The sequence below is a fragment of the Bradyrhizobium sp. USDA 4510 genome, from assembly GCF_054059095.1.
In genome coordinates this window covers 5,816,546-5,837,022 of sequence record NZ_JBSSBT010000001.1, presented here as the reverse complement: position 1 = coordinate 5,837,022, position 20,477 = coordinate 5,816,546, and the positions used below count along the sequence as shown (strand labels likewise).

Below are 20,477 nucleotides of genomic sequence, written 5' to 3'. Positions count from 1 at the left end.
CGCCGTGCTCGATCTCAAGGCGCGCATCGGCAAGTCGGTGCTCGGGCAGGATCATCTGGTCGAGAGCATGCTGATCGGGTTGCTGGCCAACGGCAACCTCCTGATCGAAAGCCTGCCGGGGGCTTGCCAAGACGCGGGCGGTGAAGACGCTGGCGAAGAATCTTGCCGCGGACCTGTCGCGCGTGCAGTTCACGCCGGACCTGCTGCCGTCGGACGTGACCGGCGCGGAGATCTACCTGCAGACCGAGAAGGGCGGCCAGTTCCAGTTCCAGAAGGGGCCGATCTTCGCCAACCTCGTGCTCGCGGACGAGATCAACCGCGCGCCGGCCAAGGTGCAGTCGGCGCTGCTGGAAGCGATGGAAGAACGTCAGGTCACCGTTGCCGGCAAGACCTACAAGATGCCAGACCTGTTCATGGTGCTCGCGACCGAGAACCCGATCGAGCAGGAGGGCACCTATCCGCTTCCCGAGGCGCAGCTCGACCGCTTCCTGATGCATGTCGTGATCACCTATCCCGACGAGGCGACCGAAGGAGAGATCATCAAGCTCAATCGCGCCGAGAATGCGCGGAAGCCGGAAGCCGGAGCTGCCGAGCCGCCGCCGGTGCCGCAGCAGGCGATCCTCGATGCGCGCGGCGAGCTCGATGGCATTTTCGTCTCCGACCTCGCACAGAAATATATCGTCGACCTGATCTATGCGACGCGGTTTCCCGGCCGCTACGGCGAACCCCTGAGTAAATGGATCCAGATCGGCGCCAGCCCGCGCGGCAGCCTTGCCATCGACCGCAGCGCGCGGGCGCGGGCATGGCTCGACGGGCAGGATTTCGTCACGCCCGACCACATCCGCGCCGTCATCCACGACTGCCTGCGGCACCGGCTGATCCTGAGCTACGAGGCCGTATCGCAGGGCATCAGCCCCGACCAGGTGATCGACAAAATCACCGAGCTTGTCGCTGCAGCGTGAGGCCGTGATGACGGAGACATCAGCCAGAACGCCCGGTGTCTACGTCGGTCTCGACGATCTGATCGCGCTCGAATTCCGGGATCGCAGGGTTTCGTTCCTGCCGCGCCAGCCGGTGCATAGTCTGCTGTCGGGCCGGTTCGCCTCGCGCATGCGCGGCCGCGGGCTGAACTTCGAGGAGATCAGGGACTATCGCCCGGGTGACGATGTCCGCGAGATCGACTGGAAGGTCACGGCGCGGCTGCAGAAGCCGCATGTGCGCGTCTTCAACGAGGAGCGCGACCGTCAGGCTCTGCTCGTGGTCGATCAGCGGCTGTCGATGTTCTTCGGCAGCCGGCGCGCCATGAAGTCGGTCACCGCGGCCGAGACCGCCGCGATCGGCGCCTGGCGTGTGCTCGGCGTCGGCGACCGGATTGGCGCGATCGTGTTCAATGACAGCGATGTCGTCGAGCTGGCGGCGCGGCGCAGTCGCGCGACGGTGTTGCAGATATTGTCCACCATCGTCGCGCAGAACCAGGCGCTCGGCGTCGGCCGAGGCATCGTTCCGGCGTCAGGCATGCTCAACCGGGCGCTCGAACATGCCGAGCGGCGGACGATGCATGACGCAACCGTGATCCTGATCAGCGATTTCGATGGCGCCGATAGCGCGACGCGCCGGATGATCGGGGCGATCGCCCGGCATAACAACGTGGTCGCGGTGCTGGTCCACGATCCCTTGCAAAGCGATTTGCCGGCCTCGAGCCGGATGACCGTCACCGATGGCGAGCTGCAGATTCAGCTCGAAGTTGGTCGCGAGAGCGTCCGCAAGAGTATCGCGCAGGCGTCGCAGGAGCGGCTGCGCGGCGTATTCGCGTGGACGCGCGAGCTTGGCATTCCGGTGCTGCCGCTGAGCACAGCCGAGGAAACGGCGCCGCAAATCCGGCGTCTCCTGGGCGGGCTGCCGGCCCGGCACGGACGCGGTGGCGGTCACGCCCGAGCGGAGGCGGCTCTTGGCTGATCCCCAACCCGTCATTGTGGATCCCGTCGCGGGCCTGATCGATATCCCGCTGCCCCCGTCGGTGAGCCTGCTTCCGGCGACATGGGCGTCGCGGATCGTGATCGTGCTGGTTGCCGCAGGGGTCGCCGTCGCGGCGTGGCGCCTGCTGCGACATTTCCGCGCCAACCGCTATCGGCGCGCGGCGCTCGCGGAGCTTGACCGGCTGCTGCAGACACAAGGCGGCGTCCCGGAGGGAATGGCCGCGAGCCTCGCGCTGCTGGTGCGGCAGACCGCGCTCGATGCCTTTCCGCGCGAAACCATCGCGCCACTTGCCGGCGCGGGCTGGCTTGCGTTCCTCGACCGCAGCTATGGCGGGGACGAATTCTCGCAAGGCGCCGGACGGCTGGTCGCGACCGCGCCGTACGGGCGGACGACGGCGGATGCCGGCGATCTAACGGCGCTGCAGGATCTGGTGCGGCGCTGGATCAGGGGGCACCATGTTTGAGTTCACATGGCCCTGGATGCTCGCGCTCCTGCCGCTGCCGATCCTGGTGTGGTGGCTGTTGCCGCCGTATCGCGCGCGGCAGGCCTCGGTGATGGTGCCGTTCTTCGACCGCCTTGCGGCGGCAACCGGACAGACCCCGCAGCGCGGCGCCGTCGTGCTGCAACGGCGGCGCATCCAGATGGTGACGGCCGTATTGATCTGGGCGCTCGTCGTCGCGGCGCTGGCGCGGCCGCAATGGGTCGGTGATCCCGTCACGCGCGAGGTTTCGGCGCGCGATCTGATGCTCGCGATCGATATCTCCGGCTCGATGGACCAGCGCGACTTCCGCGGCAGCGATGGCGCGACGTTGACGCGGCTCGACGGCGTCAAGCGCGTGGTCGCGGATTTCATCGCGCATCGGCACGGCGACCGCGTCGCGCTGGTGCTGTTCGGCACCAGGCCCTATGTGCAAGTACCGTTCACGCAGGATCTGCAGACCGCGACCGCGCTGTTGGCGCAGACCGAGGTCGGCATGGCCGGACAGCAGACTGCGATCGGCGACACCATCGGGCTTGCGATCAAGACCTTCGAGGCCAGCAAGGCGCGCGAGAAGCTTCTCGTCCTGCTCACGGATGGCAACGACACGGCGAGCCGCGTCCCTCCGGAGCATGCCGCCGACATCGCGCACCAGAACGGCGTCGTGATCGACACGATCGGCGTCGGCGATCCGGCCGCGACCGGCGAGAACCGCGTCGATCTCGGCGTCCTGCGGTCGGTCGCCGCCACGACCGGCGGCCATTTCTACCGTGCCGAGGACGGTGCGCAGTTGCAGGCGATCTACGCGGACATCGACCGTCTCGCGCCGGCCAAGCTCGATACGCTGTCATGGCGGCCGAAGCAGCCGCTGTTCCAGTGGCCGCTCGGCGCCGCCGTGGTGCTGTCGCTGCTGCTGTGGCTCGGCCTGTCGCTGGAAAGCGGGCTGGGACGAAGGGGAGCGATCGGCCATGCATGACGCGGCCGCGATTCCCTTCCATCTGCTGCGGCCGCTGTGGCTGCTCGCGCTGATTCCCGTTGCTGCCGTCTTCGCATGGGTGCGGTGGCGGCAGAGCCCGCAGGCGCAATGGGGCGGGGTGATCGCGCCGCATCTGCTCAACCATCTCATCGTGCAGCCGGGGACGGGGCGTGGCGTCAGCCCGCTTTATCTGGTCGCCGCCGCGCTGTCGCTTGGCATCGTCGCGTTGTCGGGCCCGACCTGGCGGCGTGAGCTGCCGCCCTTCGTCGAGGACAAGGCGCCGCTGATGATCGCGCTGTCGCTCGACGCAACGATGGGGCAGAGCGACGTCGCGCCGACGCGGCTCGAACGCGCCAAGCAGAAGATCAGGGATCTGCTTGCGGCGCGCGCCGGCGCGCGCACGGGGCTGATCGCCTATGCGGGCACCGCGCATCTGGTGATGCCGCTGACCGACGATCGCGCCGTCATCGAACCCTTCCTCGCCGCGCTTGCCCCGGGCCTGATGCCGTCGCCCGGGAAGAACGCGGTCGCGGCGGTGGCGCTCGCCGCGGAGGCGCTCGCGACCGAAACAGTGCCCGGCACGATCCTGCTTGTCGCCGACGACGGCGGTGACGAGGAGGGAGCGGTTCGTCAGGCTGCCGGACGGAACGGCCTGGTCAAGCTGAGCGTCACGCCGAACAAGGGCGAAAGGTTCGGGCTCGGTTCGGACGTCGTCCAGGTCAGCATCGACGACGCCGACATCGCGGCGCTCGAGCGCCGGATCGAAACCCGCTATCAGGCCGCGCAGGGTGACGCGTTCGGTACGCAATGGCGCGATGAGGGCTTTTGGCTGCTGCTGCCGATTGCACTGCTCAGCCTGCTCTGGTTCCGGCGCGGCACGACGGTGGCCTGGGTTGTCGCCTTCGTCTGTCTGTCGCACGTGTCGTCCGCGAGGGCGGAGGAGTCGCGCCGTTTTGCCGACCTGTGGTTGACGCCGGATCAGCAAGGACGCATCGCCTTCGATCGCGGCGACTATACGACCGCGGCCAAGCGCTTCTCCGATCCGATGTGGCGCGGCATCGTCGCCTATCGGGCGTTCGACTTCCTGACGGCTGCGCAGGAATTCGCGCATGTCGAGACGCTCGAGGGACGCTTTGCGCTGGCTAACGCCCAGGCGCAGAACCACGCCTATGAGAAGGCGATCGCCGCCTATGACGAGGTTCTGAAGGTCGCGCCCGGCCATGTCGCCGCGAAGACCAACCGTGCCATCGTGGTGGCGGCGCTGAAGGCGAAAGAGGAGAAGCGGAAGAAGCAGGAGCAGGACGACAGTGCGCCGCCGGACGAGAAGGCCGACGAGATGCGGGTCGACCCGACCCAGAAGGGCGGCAAGCGGATCGAGGTGAAGCCGACGGATCTCACCACGGCCGGCGCCGCCGAAGCCTGGATGCGTCAGGTCCAGACCACGCCGGCTGACTTCCTCAAGCTGAAATTTGCGATCCAGGACGCGACGCGGCCGGCGGGGACGAAGCCATGAGGCACCCGCTCGCCGCCGTAGCCCTGATGATCGGACTGCTGATACCCTGCGCGGCGCTCGCCCAGCAAACCGCGCCGGAGCCGATCCTGCGGGTGACGATCGATCCGCCGCGCGTCGTGGTGGGGCAGGCGGCCACGCTGCGGATCGACGTGCTGGCGCCGAACTACATGACGGCGCCACCCGAGCTGCCCGACTTCCAGGTCCGCAATGCCGTGACCCGTCAGTTGCGGAGCATCAATGAAAACGAGCAGCGGGACGGCCTCACCTATGCCGGCGTCCGGTTCGAATTCGCCATCCATCCGCAGGAGCCGGGCAGCTACGCGATCGCCGGCCAGGCGATTACCATCAAATACGCCGCCGAGCCGCCGGCGACGCGCGAGGCCACACTCGCGCTGCCGCCGATCGCATTTGAGGCCTTCATCCCGGACGCGGCCTCCGCCCTGCAGCCGTTCCTGGCCGCGCGCAATCTGTCGATCGAGCAGACCGTCAACCGTTCGTCGGATCAGCTCAAGACCGGGGACGCCGTGACGCGGACCGTCACCGTCAAGGCCGAAGGCATTCCCGCGATGCTGCTGCCGCCGGTGAAGTTCACCGCGTTCGACGGACTCAAGCTCTATCCTGCGCAGCCGTCGCTCCAGGACAAGACCGACGGGCGCACCGATGTGCTGTCCTCGGCGCGCACCGACAGCGGCGTCTACATGCTCGAGAAGGCCGGCGACTATGTGCTGCCGCCGATCGACCTGCGCTGGTGGAACACCGGCGCGCAAAGCATCGATGTGGCGCATCTCGACCCGGTGACGCTGCACGTGGAGGCGAACCCCGCAGCCGGCGCTGCGTCCTCCGTCGGCACCTCCGGCCCGCGCCGGTCATGGGGCGCGCTGCGCGATGTCGTCGCCGACCACTGGCTGTCGATCGCGCTCGTGCTCCTGGCGCTTGCCGGGCTCGGCTGGCTGATGCCGCGGATGGTGCGGGCGATCGCGGCGCGTCTTCGCCGGCGTCGCGAGGCCTATCTCCGCTCGGAAGCGTTCGCCTTCAGCGAGCTGCGGCGCGCCGCGCGCCGTGGCGATGCCAAGGCGGTCTACTTCGCGCTGCTCGACTGGCTGCAGCGGTTCGAGCCGGTCGCGCCGCAGCATACGGTCGAGGCGTTCAAGGCCGTCGCCCATGATGCCGCGCTCGATGACGAGATCGGCGCGGTCGAGCGCGAGCTGTTCGCGCCGTCTGCCGGCGCGGTGCGCTGGTCACCGCACCGGCTGCTGCGCCACATCGGCGGTGCCCGGCGCAGCATACGACACGAGACGGCGCGCGCCGCAAGGCACAGGGCGCCGGGACAACTCAATCCGGTTGACGATCGTGTGCTGTCGCTCAACCGGCAGAGGAGGCCTGCGAGATGAGCCGCGATGTTGGTGCCTTTGCCGTCTCGAAGAGATTGCTGCTGATCGCGTTGATCGCCCTGCCGCTCAGCGCGCTGGCGCCGGCGCGCGCGCTGAGCCAGGTCGATCCCTTACCGTCCTGGAAAGACGGCGCGGCGAAATCGGCGATCGTCGATTTCGTCGCGCGCGTCACGACACAGGGCGGGCGAGACTTCGTGCCGCCGGCTGAGCGGATCGCGACGTTCGACAATGACGGCACGCTGTGGACCGAGCAGCCGTTCTACTTCCAGCTCGCCTTCGCGTTCGACCGCGTCAAGGCAATGGCGCCGGAGCATCCGGACTGGAAGACGCGGCAACCCTTCAAGGCGCTTATCGAGAAGGACAGCAAGGCGCTGGCCGCGAGCGGCGAGAAGGGCCTCCTGCAGATCGTGATGGCGACGCATGCCGGCATGACCACCGATGCGTTCGCAAGCTCGGTGCGCGACTGGCTCGCGACCGCCAGGCATCCGCGCTTCAACCGGCCGTATGACAGCCTGGTCTACCAGCCGATGCTGGAGCTGCTGGCCTATCTCAGGGCCAACGGCTTCAAGACCTTTGTCGTATCCGGCGGCGGCGTCGAATTCATGCGGCCGTGGATGGAGCGGGTCTACGGCATCCCGCCGGAGCAGGTGGTCGGCTCGTCCGGCGTGGTGAAATTCCAGATCGGCGCCGACGGCAAGCCCGTGCTGATGAAAGAAGCCAAGGTCGAGTTCATCGATGACGGCCCGGGCAAGCCGGTCGGCATCAACCGGTTCATCGGCCGCCGCCCGATCTTTGCGTTCGGCAACTCGGATGGCGACCTGCAAATGCTGCAATGGACCGTGGCGGGGTCGGGCGCGCGCTTCGCCGGCATCGTGCACCACACGGATGCGGTTCGTGAATATGCCTACGACCGGCAATCCAGGATCGGCAAGCTCGACAAGGCGCTGGATGCCGCCAGCGCGGGTGGCTGGACCGTGGTCGACATGAAGCAGGACTGGAAGGAGGTCTTTCCGCCCCTGACCGCGGCCGGCGCCGCGACGGAGGCGAAGCCATGAGCGGCTACGACATCTTCGCCTGGATCGTGCTCGTCATCCTGGTCGCGAGCGCGATCGGCGTGTTCTGCATCGCCGGCTGGCTGCCCGGGCACATCGCGAAATCGCGCAATCACCCCTATGCGCAGGCCGTGATGGTCGCCGGCTGGATCACCTTGATCTGCGGCTTTGCGCTGTGGCCGATCGCGTTCATCTGGGCCTATGTCGATGTGCCGGCGCCGCGCCGGGCGGGAGATGCGTGATGGGTGTCGCGATCTTCAACGTCTATCTGGTGCTGCTGTTCCTCTTGGTGCATTTCAAGATCGTGCGCTTCAACCTGTTCTGGAAGGCGTCTCCCTTCATCGTGCTGGTGTTGCTGCTGTTCGGCCTGCTGGTGCCGATGGGCTGGGGCGCGCCGCAGGGCTCGGCGCTGGTCGTGCGCAACGCAGTGTCGATCGTGCCTGACGTCGCGGGCGAGGTGACCGAGGTGCCCGTCGTCGCCAACGTGCCGCTGAAGGCCGGCGACGTCCTCTTCAAGATCGATCCGACGCCCTATGACGCGCAGGTCAAGGCGATCACGGCGCAGCTCAAGCTGTCGAAGACGCGGCTTGCGCAGATGACGACGCTTTACGAACGCGACGCCGGGCGCGGCTTCGACGTCGAGCAGCGGCAGTCCGAGGTCGATCAGCTCAGTGGCCAGCTCGAGGCCGCGCAGTGGAACAGCGACAAGACGGTGGTCCGCGCGCCGGCCGACGGCTACGTCACCAACCTCGCGCTGCGCAAGGGCGCGCGGGTCGCGAACCTGCCGCTGTCGCCGGTGATGGCGTTCATCGACACCTCGAACACAATCATCGGCGTCGAGATCAATCAGATCGATGCGCGCTACGTTGCGCCCGGGCAGGAGGTCGAGGTCACCTTCAAGTTTGCGCCCGGGCAGATCTACACGGGCAAGGTCGAAAGCGTGCTGCAGGCGGTCGCGACCGGCCAGGCCACGACTTCGGGCACCGCCGTTGCGCCGAAGGCGATCGAGGCGGTGCCGTTCGTCGTGCGCGTCAAGCTCGATGATGCCGCGTTCGCCAACCGTCTGCCGGCCGGCTCGACCGGAACGGCGGCGATCTACACCGACCATCTGAAGCCGACCCACGTCGTGCGCCGCGTGATCCTGCGGCAGCTCGCGATCGTCAATTATGTGAATCCGTTTTGAGTGATGGAGATTGTCATGAAGCCATTGATCGCCGGAGGACTTGCGCTGATGATGGCGACCGTATTGGCATATGCCCAAACGCCGTCCAGCGATGATCTGAATCGCCGCCTGATCGAACGCCGCGCTGTCGAGGCCGTGATCTGGGGCATTCCCGCGGTCAACACCGACCTGATGCGGCAGGAGATGCTGACCAGGACGCCGGGCAAGGTGGGGCAGGTGATCTATTGGGGGCGTCCGCTTGATTGGCACAACCAGACGCTGACGCCGAATCCGGACGCGCTGTACTTCATGACGTTCTTCGACACGCGGAATGGTCCGATCGTGCTCGATCTCCCGCCTAACGATACGAACGGATCGTTCAACGGCAATATCGTCACGGTCTGGCAGATGCCGCTCGAGGATGCCGGCCTGCTCGGCGTCGACAAGGGTGCCGGCGGCAAGTTCCTGATTCTGCCGCCGGGTTACAACGGCCCGAAGCCCGACGGCTACATCGCGCTGCAGTCCGACACGTTCGGCGGCTACATGCTTCTGCGCTCCAACCTCAAGAGCCACGGCGATGCCGACGTCCAGGCCGCGATCGCCTACGGCAAGCGCATGAAGGTCTATTCCCTGGCGCAGGCGGCCAGCCCGCCGGCGACGGTGTTCAGCGACGTGAAGGACACCGATTTCGATTCCACCATTCGCTACGACGCGGCTTTCTTCGAGCACCTGAATCGGATCATACAGGACGAGCCGTGGATCGACCGGGATCGGGTGATGATCGATAGCCTCAAGTCGATCGGCATCGAGAAGGGAAGGCCGTTCGCTCCGTCCGAGGCGATGAAGACGGTGCTTGCTTCGGCGGCGAAGGAGGCGGGTGCCTGGTTGGCGGCGAAATACGACGCCGGCCTGCCGCCGTTCTTCTCCGAGACCAGCCGCTGGACGTTCCCGGCGCCGCCGGACGTCGTCAAGGCCTACTCCGACGGGTTCGCCGATCCGAACGCATACCCGACCGACAGCCGCGCTCTCGCTTACAGCTACGCCTATATCGGCATCAAGCGCCTGGGCGCCGGTCAGTTCTATGCGATCTCGATCCGCGACAAGGCGGGCGATGCCTTCGACGGCAGCAAGACCTATCGCCTCAACGTTCCGGCCAATGTTCCGGTCGCACAATACTGGTCGGTGACCGCCTACGATCGCGCGACCCATGCGTTGATCAAGAACGTCGCTCGGGCCAGCCGGTCCTCGCAAATCCCCGACCTGAAGAAGAACCCGGATGGCTCAGTCGACATCTATATCGGGCCGGCGGCTCCGACCGGACAGGAGACGAACTGGCTGCCGACCGACCCCGCGCGCAAGTTCGAACTGATGGCGCGCTTCTACGCGCCAAAGAAGGAATTTTTCGACAAGGTGTGGAAGCTGCCCGACGTCGAGCGGATCGCCATCACAACAGGCGGTTCAACGAAATGAAGCGCCGGAAATCAGTTATCGGTACAACAGGGAGTTGCGTGATGAAGGTCCGTCTCTTGCGCGCCACCGCCGCCATTGGGCTCGTTTGCGTTATCCCGGCGTCGGCGCAAACCCAAGCGCCTTACGCGTTCGAGCGCGGCTATCCGACGGCGGATACGACCAGGCGCGCACGCGATGACGCCGACTTCCAGCGGGCGATCACCGCCTATCGGTTCTGGTATCCGACCGTGTCGGTCGAAGGCATCTTCAACGGCAACCGTGAGGTCGGCATCAAGGACGGCGAGAAGATCGGCATCGCCGCCGCGGGCCCTCGTCAGGTCGGTTTCACGCTGAACTCTGATACGCCCTATGGCTCCGGCGTGATCGACGTGAGCAAGGGGCCGGTCGTCATCGAGATTCCGCCCGGACCTTATATCGGCCTCGTCAACGACCACAACCAGGGCTGGGTGCTTGATATGGGGTTGCCCGGGCCCGATGCCGGCAAGGGCGGCAAGCATCTTGTGCTGGCGCCGGACTACAAGGGTGCGGTGCCGGCCGGCTATCACGTGGCGCGCTCGAAATCCTACAAGAACCTGCTGGCGATCCGTGCGCTGCCGGTGGGCGGCGACGTCAACAAGGCGATGGATGCGTTGCGTGCGCTAAAAGTCCATCCGCTCGGCAGCAACCGCAATCTCGCAGTCGTCGATACGACCAAGGAGAAGCTGGACAGCTCCTCGTTGCGCTGGGAAGACAACGGTCAGTTCTGGCAGGTGCTCAAGCGGATTGTCGACGAGGAGCCGATCGTTCCGTCGTTCCTGCCGATGTATGGGCTGCTGTCCGAACTTGGCATCGAGAAGGGCAAGCCGTTCGCGCCCGACGCGCGCATGACCGACATCCTCGCGCGTGCGGCCAAGGCTGGGCGCGACCAGATGCTGGTGTCGGCCTTCGACAGCGCACGGCCCGATCGTATCAACTGGCCGGATCGCAAATGGGAGTGGGTCGGCCTGACGCCGGGCAGCGCGCAATTCGAGACGCCGGCCGGCATGGATCTCGAGGCGCGCGACCGCTGGTTCGCGCAGGCGATCGTCACCTCGCCGGCGATGTTCCGCCGGACCGCCGGCGCTGGCTCGCTCTACTGGATGAGCGTGCGCGACGCTACCGGCGCCTTCCTCGACGGCGGCAAGAACTACACATTGTCGTTGCCGCAGCCGGTGCCCGGCAAACTGTTCTGGTCGGTCACCGTCTATGACACGGCGACGCGATCGCAGGTGCAGACCGATCAGGATCGTGGCGCGCTGCGCTCGATGTTCGAGCTGAAGGACATCAAGGGCAGCGCACCGGCGCAGCTCTATTTCGGCCCTGACGCGCCCACAGGCCACGAGGCGCACTGGATCAAGACACAACCCGGCAAGGGTTGGTTCGCCTATATTCGCATCTATGGGCCGGAAGCAGCGGCCTTCGACAAGAGCTGGAAGCCGGGCGACTTCACCGAGGTGAAGGCTGCCACGGTCGGGAGCATGAAATGATGCTGCGGAATTTCCTCTTTGGTGGTGTCCTTTGCCTCGTGGGCCAAAGTGCATCGCTCGCGCAATCGCCGGTACCTGTCACGGTCGACAATTTTGCCCGCGCCGAGTCCGATCTCTATCTGGGCAATCTCGCCAAGGGGGTCGGCCTCGGAAAGCTCAACCATCGCCGCGAGCCGGCCAGCATCGACAACCAGACCGTCATCCGGCTCAACCGCGATACGCTCTATACATCAGGGGTGTTCGACCTCGACGCCGGGCCGGTGACGATCACGATGCCGGACCCTGGCAAGCGCTATATGGCACTGCAGGTGATCAGCGAGGATCATTATGTGCCCGCGGTCTATTACGGTGCCGGCAAGCGCACGCTGACGCGCGACAACGTCGGCACGCGCTACGCGGTGGTCGGAATTCGGACGCTCGTCAATCCAAACGATCCGAAGGATCTCGAACAGGTCCACGCGCTGCAGGATGCCATCAAGGTTAGCCAGAAAGGCACCGGCAAGCTCGAACTTCCGAACTGGGACCCCGCCAGCCAGAAAGCCATTCGCGAAGCGCTGCTTGCGCTCAATGATTACACCGGAGGCTTTGCGCATGCTTTCGGACCCAAGGGGCACGTCGATCCTGTCAGGCATCTGATCGGCACGGCCGCCGGCTGGGGCGGCAATCCCGACAAGGACGCCACCTATCTGAGCATCACGCCTACGAAGAATGATGGCACGACGGTCTACAAGCTGACCGTCCGCGACGTCCCGGTCGACGGCTTCTGGTCGATCAGCGTCTACAACGCCAAGGGATATTTCGAGAAGAATTCCTACGACGCCTACACGCTGAACAATATCACCGGCGCGAAGGGCCCCGACGGCTCCGTCGCGGTCCAATTCGGCGGCTGCGACGGCAAGATCCCGAACTGCCTGCCGACCATGAAGGGCTGGAATTACACGGTCCGGCTCTACCGGCCGCGGGCGGAAATCCTGAACGGCAAATGGAAGTTCCCGGAGGCGCAGGCGGTCAACTGAAGCGCGCGCGAATCCGCTACGATGGCCTGAACGAAGTGGGGAGATCAGGATGAGGATGGTCAAGAATCACAGGTGCGCCGCACTGGGCATAGCTGGCGCACTCGCACTGTCGGCAGCGCCGCGCGCGGCGTTGGCCGATTCCGGCGGGGTCAGCTTCTGGCTGCCCGGCGCGTTCGCAAGCCTGACCGCCGCACCGGCCATGCCCGGCTGGGCGTATGAGACGATCTACATTCACCTCGACCAAAGCGCCAACGCGGGCAAGAATTTCGTGATCGGCAACCGGGTGCCCGGATCGGTCGTCGCTGGTCTCAACGCGCATGCAGACGTTCTCGTGGAAGGATTTACCTACACCTGGGCTCAGTCCGTGCTCGGGGGCCAGGCCGCCGTAACCTTCCTTGCCGCGCCGGGAAATGTCGGCGTCGGTGTCGACGCGACACTGACGGGGCCGCGGGGCAATACGGTCTCGGGCGTCGCAACCGACAACCGCAACACGGTCTCCGATGTCTTCTACCAGGGCACGCTGAAATGGAATCAGGGTGTCAACAACGAGATGGTCTACATCTTCGGCAACATCCCGAGCGGGACCTATGACAGCAGTCGCCTCGCCAATCTCAGCTTCGGATTCACTGCGATCGATGTCGGCGGCGCCTATACCTATCTCAATCCTGAATCCGGCCAGGAGTTCTCGGTGCTGGCGGGCGTCACCTACAATGGAATGAACAAGGATCTGCAGTACCAGAACGGCATCGACTTCCACGTCGACTGGGGACTTTCGAAGTTCGTCGCCAAGAATGTGCATGTCGGTGTCGCCGGCTACTATTTCCAGCAACTCACCGGCGACAGCGGTGCCGGCGCGAAGCTCGGTGATTTCAAGGGACGCGTCGCGGGCATCGGCCCGCAGGTCGGATTCATCTTTCCGGTGGCCGACGGCTATCAGGGCTATCTGAACCTTCGTGGCTACAAGGATTTCGCCGCAGAGAACCGGCCGGAAGGGTGGACGGCGTGGGTGACGTTCCAGCTCTCGCCGGCCGCGCCGGCTACTACACCGACGAAGCCGATCGTGCGCAAATATTAGCGGAGGCGAACGACGAGCTCGATGAGTGATGCGCGCGAGACCGGCCGGGGGCCGGTTCGTATCGGCTTCCGCACCTCGATCATCACGGTGGTCATCGCCGCGGTGCTGGTGGTCGGACTGACGCTGGTCTATCTCAGTTTCAGGCGGGTCTCGTCGATCACGCAGATGGCCGCGAGCACCTTCATCGACAAGGTGGGGCAAATCGGCGCCGATCGCATCGACGCGCAGTTCAAGAATGTGCGCGACAACCTCGAGATCCTGGCAGGAATTCCGGCCATCCAGGAGGCCGACGTCGCCGACAATGTCAGGCTCTACGCCCTGCTGGCCTCGATGCTGCGCAACAATCCGCAGATCTTCAACCTCTATGTCGGGTACGAAGACGGCTCCTTTCTTGAGATGGACGTCATCGATCGCGCCAAGCCGCAATTCCGCACGGCGCTGAATGTCGCCGCCGACGCCGTCTACCGCGTCGTCGTCATTGCCCGCTCCGGCGCGGCCGCCGCGGCGCCGGTGACGCTGTTCCTGTCCGAAAACCTGACCAAGGTCGCCGAGGTGGCGGGGCCGCATAGCTACGACCCGCGGCGGCGTCCCTGGTATGTCGATGCCTTAAAGGATCGCAAGACGCTGCTCACCGGGCCTTATGTGTTCTACGCGACCGGGGAGCCCGGCTACACGCTGCGCACGCCGCTCAGGGAGGGCCGCCGCGGGGTGGTGGCCGCCGACCTGCTGCTCAATCGCCTCGAGGAGATGCTGAGCCGGCAAAAGCTCGGAAAATCCGGGCTGGCCTTCCTGTTCAACGACGCCGACCGCATCGTCGGCCATCCCGAGATGCGCGAGCTGATGACGGAACGCAGCGACGCACTGCCCCGGATCGACGTCCTCAAGCTTCCCGGCCTGTCCGCGGCGATCCAGTCCTGGCGCAGCGACGGGCTCGCCCAGCAGTTCTTCACCGACGCCGACGGACGGACCCTTGTCGCGGCCTTTCACCGCATCGAGACGGCCGGTGCGGCCAACATCCACCTCGCGGTGGTCGCCCCGCTCGACGAGTTTTTCGCCAAGATCATCTCGGAGCGGCGCGCGCTGTTCGCCATCGCGCTCGGCTTTGTGATCGCGATGCTCCCTTTCGCGTTCTGGCTCGGCTCGCTGCTCGCCCGGTCGCTGCGTGAGCTGGCGCGGCAGACCGACGAGATCCAGCGCTTTCAGCTCGCCGACCGGCCGCGGATGCAATCGGCCATCGACGAGATCGATGAACTGGGCCGCTCGGTGTTTACGATGCGCACCGTCGTACGCAACTTCTCAAGCTTCATTCCTCAGCCGATCGTCCGTCAGCTGATGCAGTCCGGAGCCTCGCTGCAGCTCGGCGGTATCAGGCGCGAGGTCACGGTTCTCTTCACTGACGTCGCCGACTTCACCGCGAAGACCGAGAAGGCGGACCCCTCGCAAGTCATGATCTTCACCTCGCGTTATTTCGCCGCGATGTCGGAGGCGATCATGAAACACCATGGCACCATCGACAAGTTCATCGGCGACGCCGTGATGGCACTGTGGAACGCGCCGGACGAGGATCCCGATCACGTCGTTCATGCCTGCGAGGCCGTGCTGGACTGCGTTCACCGCAATGCCGAGCTCAACCGGGCTTTCCGCAGCGAAGGCTGGCCGGCCTATGGCACGCGGTTCGGCCTGCATCTCGGCGATGCCGTGGTCGGCAATGTCGGCTCCGCCGCCCGCATGAGCTACACCGCGCTCGGCGCCACCATCAATCTGGCCTCGCGTCTCGAAGGCCTCAACAAGAACTACGGCACGCAGGTCCTGGTGAGTGCAGCCGTGAAGGCGCGTGCCGAACACAGATTCGCGTTCCGCAGCGTCGACCAGATCCGGCCGAAGGGCTTTGCCGACGCGATCACGGTCTACGAGCTGTGCGGCGAACGCGGCGATTCGGAGCTGACGTTCTGCGCGCGCTGGGAAGCCGTCTACAGTTCGATCCGGTACGCGGAGCCCGCCGCGGCGGCGCTGCGCATTGCCGATTTCCTGGTCGAGTACCCCTGGGATTGTGTCGCGCAGTACCATGCCGAACGGCTGCGCAACGCGGTTCAGCAACCGTTGTTTGATCTACCGGTGCCCTGAGATGCAGGGAGAGGAATTAGATCCGACCCTCGATCTTCCAGGGCCGCTTCGGTCGTCGATCGAGATTGCGCGATCGCCGATGCGATCGTTTCGGCCGCCCCCGCAACAGGGGCGCGTAACGCCGGTGGCTAGGCGGCCATCAGTTGCTGAAGCGCAACAGCCTGCTCACGGGTCTGGAATGCGATGGCGGTGTGGGTAAAGCCCGACGATGCCTGGGTCTGCGCGATGTGATTGAGGACCTCGTTGCCCTTGACCACGTGAAGATCCATTCCCTGGCCGGCCGGGAAAATCCCCAGAACGACGTCGTAGGCCTCGATGATGGCCTTCAAGGCGCCACCCTTGTCTTCCGACGCGTCGATAAAGATACGAACATCCGCGGCGATACTACGAAGTTCGTCAAAGTCGATCACTGGAAGTCTCCCATACGCAACTCACTGATCGATCCTAGCTACAACTTGCTTACTGAAACATAAATTACGCGGGGTTCCTCACCGGACAAGTGTCGCTAGGCGCCGGTCGGCGGCCTCCGTTTCGCAATGCGTTTGACCGGCGCATGGGCCGGCACGGCGTTCGAGGTCTGGTCGGCCATGTGGGGGATGCGGTGCTCGATATGCGCCACGACCCGGAAGAAGCTCTCCAGCGCCTTGGCGTCGAGACCGGCCGTGAGGTTGCTGTGCCGGCGCAGGATTTCATCCAGACTGCGGTCGAGCAGCGCCACGCCCTGCGATGTCAGCCGGATCTCGGTCCGGTTCCGGGCGCTGCCTCGCACCGGCGTCAGCTCGATCAGGCCCTTTTTCTTCAGCGAGGCCGTCTCGCGGCTGACGACGGCCTTGTCCAGTTGCGCATTGGTCCAGATGTCGTAGGCGCTTGCCGGTTCATGCTCCCTGAGAAAGGACAGCACCCGCCATTCCGCGAGCGATACGCCGTAGGCTTGCGGGAAGAAGGCATTGGCATTGGCGCGCAACTTCGCGACCAGGCTGGACAGCACCGTGGGCACGTAACGTTCGAAATCGATCACCAGCTCCGAGCCCGTGTTCCCTTGCGCGGCGCGGCGCGGGTCAGGGGCTCTGTTGCGGTTTGCGCCAGTCCGGCTCTTCATTCTTTCACGAGTTGAGTGCGCGCGATCAGGACCAACGCCGCCGCGACCAGGAGAACGCCTGTTACCACGAGGAATCCGGTGGTGAAACTGCCCGAGGCGTCCTTGGCGCGTCCGATCACGATCGGGATGGTGGCGCCTCCGATGCTGCCGATGGTGCTGACCAGGCCGATCGCGCCCGGCGCGCTCTGCCGCGACATGTAGGACTGGGGAATAGTCCAGAACACGGCCTGCGTACCATAGACACCGACATTGGCAACCATGAATCCGATGATGATCCAGACCGGCGATGTTGAAAAGGCCGCCATCGCGAAGCCGGCCGCTGCGATCACGAAGGTCATGGCCGCATAATAGAAGCGCTCACCGACATGGTCGGAGTGCCGCGACAACGCGATCATGCCGATCAGGCCGGCGACGGGCGGGATCGCGGTCACGAAACCGACCTGTGAATTCGGCAGCCCGAACGACTTGATGATTTGCGGCAGCCAGGGAAACAGCGAAGCCAGGCCGCAGAACAGGCCGAAATTGCACAGGCCGAACAGCAGCACCATCGGCTTGGTGATGGTCCTGAGCACGCCTTCGGCATGCACCACCCCGGTCGCCTTGGCGTCGCGCTCCAGCGCGCTGGTCAGCCAGTTGCGCTGCGCCGTCGACAGCCAGCTCGCCTGCTGCGGGCGGTCGGTCAGATAGAAGATGCCGACGATCCCGAGAATGACGGGCGGCAGGCCTTCGAGGATGAACAGCCATTTCCAACCCGAGATGCCGAACACCCCGTTCAGCTCGAGGATCGCGCCGGAGATCAGCGAGGCGAAGATATAGGAGATCGGCACCGCATAGTTGAACATCGCGTTGTAGCGGGCGCGGTAGCTGAATGGAAACCAGAGGCTCAGCAGCAGCATCACCCCGGGAAACAGGCCGGACTCGGCAAATCCGAGGAAGCCGCGGAATGCATAGAGGCTGAGCGGGCCCTGCGTGAATGCCATCAGCATCGGGCGATGCCCCACAGGATCGCGATCCGCGTCAGCGTGACGCGCGCGCCGTATTTGCTGAGGATGAGATTGCTCGGGATCTCGAAGATGGAATAGGTGAAGTACATGATGCCGACCGCGATGCCGAACTTCTCGGCATTGAGCCCGAGCTCCTTGTTCATCTGCAGCGCGGCAAAGGAGATGTTTCCGCGGTCGAGAATGGCGAGGAAATACATCGCCATGACGAACCACATCAGGCGCAGCGCGACCTTGCGGATTGTGGTGCGTTCGATCTGCGGATCGGCGGTCGTCATCGCCGCCTTGTCCATCACGACTTCGGTCATCCCTGTTTCCCCCGATTCTTGATTTTTGATGGTCGTCTTATGCGGGCAGGCAGACTTCGAGCCTGTCGCCCGCCACGCGGACCGGATAGGTCCGGATGTCGATCTCGACCGGGCTGGTCAGCGCCTCGCCGGTCCTGATGTCGAAGCGGCCCATATGCAGCGGGCATTCGATCTCGCAGCCGTCCAGAATGCCGTCGGACAGCAGCGCCTCCGCATGCGTGCAGATGTTGCTCGTGGCGTAGTACTCATTGCCGACGCGATAGAGCGCGATGTGGTGGCGGCCGATTTCGATGCCGTACGGCTCGCCTTCGTTCAGCGCGCTGAGTGCGGCCGCTTCGTGCCAGGTTCCCTGATCGTCCGTCATGTGCCCTCTCAAATGCTGTAGAAATCGAGCACGGTCGGGACGCGGTCGTTGACCAGCGTGATGACCTTGCGCGCGATCTTCCAGGTCTCGCCGTCACGCCGCAGCGTGTGCTCGTAGCGCCCGTGCCGCAGATGTTCCTTGGCCATGCGCGGGTCGTAGACGTGGACCGAGAACACCGAATGGCAGGTGATCTGATCGGCGCCGGTTTCCCACGCTTCCAGGTTCGAGATCTGGTGCACGGTGCGCGGCAGCGGCAGCGCGGTGATCGATTTGCGCGACTCGATGCGCGCGATCCGCTCTTCCAGTCCGCGCCGCGCATCGTGGTAGAGCAACGAGACCTGCGTGTCGGGATCATTGGTGGTGGTGTACTCGTCGAGCCAGGCCGGCACCCAATAGACGGCATCCTCGCTGTACATCGCGACCCAGTCGGCCCATTCGCCGGTGTCGAGCAGGCGGGCCTCGCGAAAGATGACCGCGGCTGCGACCGCGCGGGCATCGGTTTGCTTGATTGCGTCGGCCGCCATCACGCCGTCTCCCCGGCAGCGTGCTGCAGCAGCCTGCGCCACTCGCGATACCCGGGATGGAAATTCGTCTCGCCGCCGAAGCTGGTGGGGCCGAACGACCATTCGGAAGGGGTGATGCCGAGCTCGCGCGTGTGCGCGCTCTCGCCGTGGCCGACCTCCGCGATGCCGCGCAGATAACCTTGCGTGGGCGCGGCGGTCGTCGCGTCATAGCCGGTCTGGCAGAATTCGTACATGACGTTGTCGTCCGAGCTTGCCAGCCCGGAGGCATTGAAGAAGTCTTCGTAGTTGCGAATGCGAAGCGTGCGCGCCGCGGCACTTTCGCCGACCGGAGCAAGGCAATGCGACACCATCTCGGTCTTGTCGGGTGCCAGCGGCCGCCAGGTTCGCACCTGCGCCGACAGGATGTCGATGACCTGCAGGTTCGGAAAAATCGTGAGGTTGCGCTGGCGCAGCATCCATTTGGCGCGGGTGCTGCCGACGCGCTGCCGCACCGCGTCGAGACGCGCCGGATCCATGCCGAGCGGCCGGCCATAGAGCTGCGTGCGCTTGATCGACCAGTTGACGGCGTGACCGTAATCGAAGCTGAAGCTGCCTTGCCCTTCCTGCTCGCCTTCCGGCTCCGCGGTGAATCCGGCATCCGGTCCGGCGCTTGCATTGCGCTTCTTCAGGATATCGACGTAGGAGCTGTGTGTGGTCGCGAAGTGATAGTAGTCGAGACCGTTCTCGAACTGCAGCTTCCAGTTTCCATCGAACGTGTAGGTGCTGGCGCCCGGCACGAATTCGACCTCACCGCTGTCGCTCTGATCGATGATGAGGTCGAGGAACGCGCGGGTGTCGCCGAGAAATTCCTCCAGCGGCGGAACGTCGGCGGAGAGGCTCGCGAACAGGAATCCGCGATACGAGCCCAGCCGCGCGACCGGAAGAAGGTCGTGATTGCTGTTCGAGAAGGACGGCGGATACTGCCCGCTCGCTTCCTCCGTCACGGAGATGTTGCGTCCGCCCGAGTCGTAGGCCCAGCCGTGATAGCGGCAGACATGGAATTTCTGCCGGCCCTGCTTGAACGGGCAGACGATCGTTCCGCGATGCCGGCAGGTGTTGAGGAAGGCGCCGACTTTGCCCTCAGTGCTCCGCATCACCAGAATGGGATGCCGGCCGATATGGGTGGTGACGAAATCGTTGGGACGAGCGACCTGGGATTCCAGGCCGATGAAATTCCACGTGGCTTCGAAGATATATCGCAGCTCGGCGTCGAACACGTCCGGATCGGTGAAGATCCGGCGATCGACTTCAAAGATGCGTTCGCCGGGGCGGTCGTCGATGAGCCGGGAAATCTCGCTCAGCCTTGCCGCATGGGTCTGCGAAGCAGCGTTCATAACGTCCTCCCTTCGACTAACCGCCGGCCGCGAAAAGTCGCCCGCAGAGCCGCTCACGGCTCGCGTCTT

At 65.2% G+C, this 20,477-nt stretch carries 20 protein-coding genes and 1 pseudogene; 14 read left to right on the top strand and 7 right to left on the bottom strand.

The features are described 5' to 3' along the window. Positions 1-4 precede the first annotated feature (4 nt). The 14 genes and pseudogenes from ACVMDN_RS27185 (at position 5) to ACVMDN_RS27120 (ending at position 15,739) form a co-directional block, all read left to right on the top strand. Positions 5-962 (top strand): annotated as a pseudogene (locus tag ACVMDN_RS27185) (AAA family ATPase). A 7-nt stretch (positions 963-969) separates the two neighbouring features. Then, on the top strand, positions 970-1,956 hold the full coding sequence (locus ACVMDN_RS27180; protein WP_057021076.1) for a DUF58 domain-containing protein: 987 nt from the start codon (positions 970-972) through the stop codon (positions 1,954-1,956). After that, on the top strand, positions 1,949-2,440 hold the full coding sequence (locus ACVMDN_RS27175; protein WP_076823744.1) for a DUF4381 domain-containing protein: 492 nt from the start codon (positions 1,949-1,951) through the stop codon (positions 2,438-2,440). Before ACVMDN_RS27180 ends, ACVMDN_RS27175 begins: the two co-directional genes overlap by 8 nt. Further along, positions 2,433-3,431, top strand: a complete 999-nt coding sequence (locus ACVMDN_RS27170) for a vWA domain-containing protein (RefSeq protein WP_076823747.1) — start codon at positions 2,433-2,435, stop codon at positions 3,429-3,431. The genes ACVMDN_RS27175 and ACVMDN_RS27170 overlap by 8 nt, the downstream gene beginning before the upstream one ends. Then, positions 3,424-4,944, top strand: a complete 1,521-nt coding sequence (locus tag ACVMDN_RS27165; protein WP_076823749.1) for a VWA domain-containing protein — start codon at positions 3,424-3,426, stop codon at positions 4,942-4,944. Before ACVMDN_RS27170 ends, ACVMDN_RS27165 begins: the two co-directional genes overlap by 8 nt. Next, a complete protein-coding gene (locus ACVMDN_RS27160) occupies positions 4,941-6,335 on the top strand; it encodes a BatD family protein (protein ID WP_076823752.1) in 1,395 nt (464 codons plus the stop codon). Before ACVMDN_RS27165 ends, ACVMDN_RS27160 begins: the two co-directional genes overlap by 4 nt. After that, positions 6,332-7,390 (top strand): HAD family hydrolase, encoded by a 1,059-nt coding sequence (locus ACVMDN_RS27155; RefSeq protein ID WP_076823754.1) that lies wholly within the window; start codon positions 6,332-6,334, stop codon positions 7,388-7,390. Before ACVMDN_RS27160 ends, ACVMDN_RS27155 begins: the two co-directional genes overlap by 4 nt. Further along, positions 7,387-7,629: a DUF3302 domain-containing protein gene (locus ACVMDN_RS27150; protein ID WP_057021056.1), complete on the top strand. Its 243-nt coding sequence runs from the start codon at positions 7,387-7,389 to the stop codon at positions 7,627-7,629. Before ACVMDN_RS27155 ends, ACVMDN_RS27150 begins: the two co-directional genes overlap by 4 nt. Continuing rightward, a complete protein-coding gene (locus ACVMDN_RS27145) occupies positions 7,629-8,570 on the top strand; it encodes an HlyD family secretion protein (RefSeq protein WP_253589457.1) in 942 nt (313 codons plus the stop codon). Before ACVMDN_RS27150 ends, ACVMDN_RS27145 begins: the two co-directional genes overlap by 1 nt. A 15-nt stretch (positions 8,571-8,585) precedes the next feature. After that, the gene (locus ACVMDN_RS27140; protein ID WP_076824205.1) at positions 8,586-10,019 is read left to right on the top strand and encodes a DUF1254 domain-containing protein; all 1,434 of its coding nucleotides are present in this window, start codon (positions 8,586-8,588) and stop codon (positions 10,017-10,019) included. 41 nt (positions 10,020-10,060) lie between these two features. Then, complete coding sequence (locus tag ACVMDN_RS27135; protein WP_076823761.1) at positions 10,061-11,524, top strand: DUF1254 domain-containing protein; 1,464 nt, start codon at positions 10,061-10,063, stop codon at positions 11,522-11,524. Then, positions 11,521-12,540 carry a DUF1254 domain-containing protein gene (locus ACVMDN_RS27130; RefSeq protein WP_143270681.1) on the top strand — a complete coding sequence of 340 codons (1,020 nt, stop codon included), beginning with the start codon at positions 11,521-11,523 and terminating at the stop codon, positions 12,538-12,540. Before ACVMDN_RS27135 ends, ACVMDN_RS27130 begins: the two co-directional genes overlap by 4 nt. A gap of 49 nt (positions 12,541-12,589) precedes the next feature. Next, entirely contained in the window at positions 12,590-13,615 is a 1,026-nt protein-coding gene (locus ACVMDN_RS27125) for a SphA family protein (protein WP_141339636.1), read from the top strand. Between the two features lie 21 nt (positions 13,616-13,636). Continuing rightward, positions 13,637-15,739 (top strand): adenylate/guanylate cyclase domain-containing protein, encoded by a 2,103-nt coding sequence (locus ACVMDN_RS27120; protein ID WP_076823766.1) that lies wholly within the window; start codon positions 13,637-13,639, stop codon positions 15,737-15,739. Positions 15,740-15,867: 128 nt separating this feature from the next. On the opposite strand, the gene ACVMDN_RS27115 is transcribed toward ACVMDN_RS27120, so the two are convergent. The 7 genes from ACVMDN_RS27115 to ACVMDN_RS27085 all read right to left on the bottom strand — a co-directional run bounded on the left by ACVMDN_RS27115 (position 15,868) and on the right by ACVMDN_RS27085 (position 20,408). After that, positions 15,868-16,149 carry a hypothetical protein gene (locus ACVMDN_RS27115; RefSeq protein ID WP_057021052.1) on the bottom strand — a complete coding sequence of 94 codons (282 nt, stop codon included), beginning with the start codon at positions 16,147-16,149 and terminating at the stop codon, positions 15,868-15,870. Positions 16,150-16,244: 95 nt separating this feature from the next. After that, a complete protein-coding gene (locus ACVMDN_RS27110) occupies positions 16,245-16,757 on the bottom strand; it encodes a MarR family winged helix-turn-helix transcriptional regulator (RefSeq protein ID WP_076823768.1) in 513 nt (170 codons plus the stop codon). 77 nt (positions 16,758-16,834) lie between these two features. Beyond that, entirely contained in the window at positions 16,835-17,824 is a 990-nt protein-coding gene (locus tag ACVMDN_RS27105) for an MFS transporter (RefSeq protein ID WP_083714856.1), read from the bottom strand. Next, a complete protein-coding gene (locus ACVMDN_RS27100; protein WP_083714857.1) occupies positions 17,818-18,147 on the bottom strand; it encodes an MFS transporter in 330 nt (109 codons plus the stop codon). Before ACVMDN_RS27100 ends, ACVMDN_RS27105 begins: the two co-directional genes overlap by 7 nt. A 37-nt stretch (positions 18,148-18,184) precedes the next feature. Further along, complete coding sequence (locus tag ACVMDN_RS27095) at positions 18,185-18,511, bottom strand: non-heme iron oxygenase ferredoxin subunit (RefSeq protein WP_076823771.1); 327 nt, start codon at positions 18,509-18,511, stop codon at positions 18,185-18,187. Positions 18,512-18,519: 8 nt separating this feature from the next. Next, positions 18,520-19,035 carry an aromatic-ring-hydroxylating dioxygenase subunit beta gene (locus tag ACVMDN_RS27090; RefSeq protein WP_076823774.1) on the bottom strand — a complete coding sequence of 172 codons (516 nt, stop codon included), beginning with the start codon at positions 19,033-19,035 and terminating at the stop codon, positions 18,520-18,522. Then, positions 19,035-20,408: an aromatic ring-hydroxylating oxygenase subunit alpha gene (locus tag ACVMDN_RS27085; protein ID WP_076823778.1), complete on the bottom strand. Its 1,374-nt coding sequence runs from the start codon at positions 20,406-20,408 to the stop codon at positions 19,035-19,037. The genes ACVMDN_RS27090 and ACVMDN_RS27085 overlap by 1 nt, the downstream gene beginning before the upstream one ends. Positions 20,409-20,477 lie beyond the last annotated feature (69 nt).

What these genes read in the sequence shown, in the direction of transcription:
- ACVMDN_RS27180 (WP_057021076.1), top strand. Translation starts at nt 970, where the DNA reads ATGACGGAGACATCAGCCAGAACGCCCGGTGTCTACGTCGGTCTCGAC.
- ACVMDN_RS27170 (WP_076823747.1), top strand. Translation starts at nt 2,433, where the DNA reads ATGTTTGAGTTCACATGGCCCTGGATGCTCGCGCTCCTGCCGCTGCCG.
- ACVMDN_RS27165 (WP_076823749.1), top strand. Translation starts at nt 3,424, where the DNA reads ATGCATGACGCGGCCGCGATTCCCTTCCATCTGCTGCGGCCGCTGTGG.
- ACVMDN_RS27160 (WP_076823752.1), top strand. Translation starts at nt 4,941, where the DNA reads ATGAGGCACCCGCTCGCCGCCGTAGCCCTGATGATCGGACTGCTGATA.
- ACVMDN_RS27155 (WP_076823754.1), top strand. Translation starts at nt 6,332, where the DNA reads ATGAGCCGCGATGTTGGTGCCTTTGCCGTCTCGAAGAGATTGCTGCTG.
- ACVMDN_RS27150 (WP_057021056.1), top strand. Translation starts at nt 7,387, where the DNA reads ATGAGCGGCTACGACATCTTCGCCTGGATCGTGCTCGTCATCCTGGTC.
- ACVMDN_RS27145 (WP_253589457.1), top strand. Translation starts at nt 7,629, where the DNA reads ATGGGTGTCGCGATCTTCAACGTCTATCTGGTGCTGCTGTTCCTCTTG.
- ACVMDN_RS27140 (WP_076824205.1), top strand. Translation starts at nt 8,586, where the DNA reads ATGAAGCCATTGATCGCCGGAGGACTTGCGCTGATGATGGCGACCGTA.
- ACVMDN_RS27135 (WP_076823761.1), top strand. Translation starts at nt 10,061, where the DNA reads ATGAAGGTCCGTCTCTTGCGCGCCACCGCCGCCATTGGGCTCGTTTGC.
- ACVMDN_RS27130 (WP_143270681.1), top strand. Translation starts at nt 11,521, where the DNA reads ATGATGCTGCGGAATTTCCTCTTTGGTGGTGTCCTTTGCCTCGTGGGC.
- ACVMDN_RS27125 (WP_141339636.1), top strand. Translation starts at nt 12,590, where the DNA reads ATGAGGATGGTCAAGAATCACAGGTGCGCCGCACTGGGCATAGCTGGC.
- ACVMDN_RS27120 (WP_076823766.1), top strand. Translation starts at nt 13,637, where the DNA reads ATGAGTGATGCGCGCGAGACCGGCCGGGGGCCGGTTCGTATCGGCTTC.
- ACVMDN_RS27105 (WP_083714856.1), bottom strand. Translation starts at nt 17,824, where the DNA reads ATGCTGATGGCATTCACGCAGGGCCCGCTCAGCCTCTATGCATTCCGC.
- ACVMDN_RS27100 (WP_083714857.1), bottom strand. Translation starts at nt 18,147, where the DNA reads ATGACCGAAGTCGTGATGGACAAGGCGGCGATGACGACCGCCGATCCG.
- ACVMDN_RS27095 (WP_076823771.1), bottom strand. Translation starts at nt 18,511, where the DNA reads ATGACGGACGATCAGGGAACCTGGCACGAAGCGGCCGCACTCAGCGCG.
- ACVMDN_RS27090 (WP_076823774.1), bottom strand. Translation starts at nt 19,035, where the DNA reads ATGGCGGCCGACGCAATCAAGCAAACCGATGCCCGCGCGGTCGCAGCC.
- ACVMDN_RS27085 (WP_076823778.1), bottom strand. Translation starts at nt 20,408, where the DNA reads ATGAACGCTGCTTCGCAGACCCATGCGGCAAGGCTGAGCGAGATTTCC.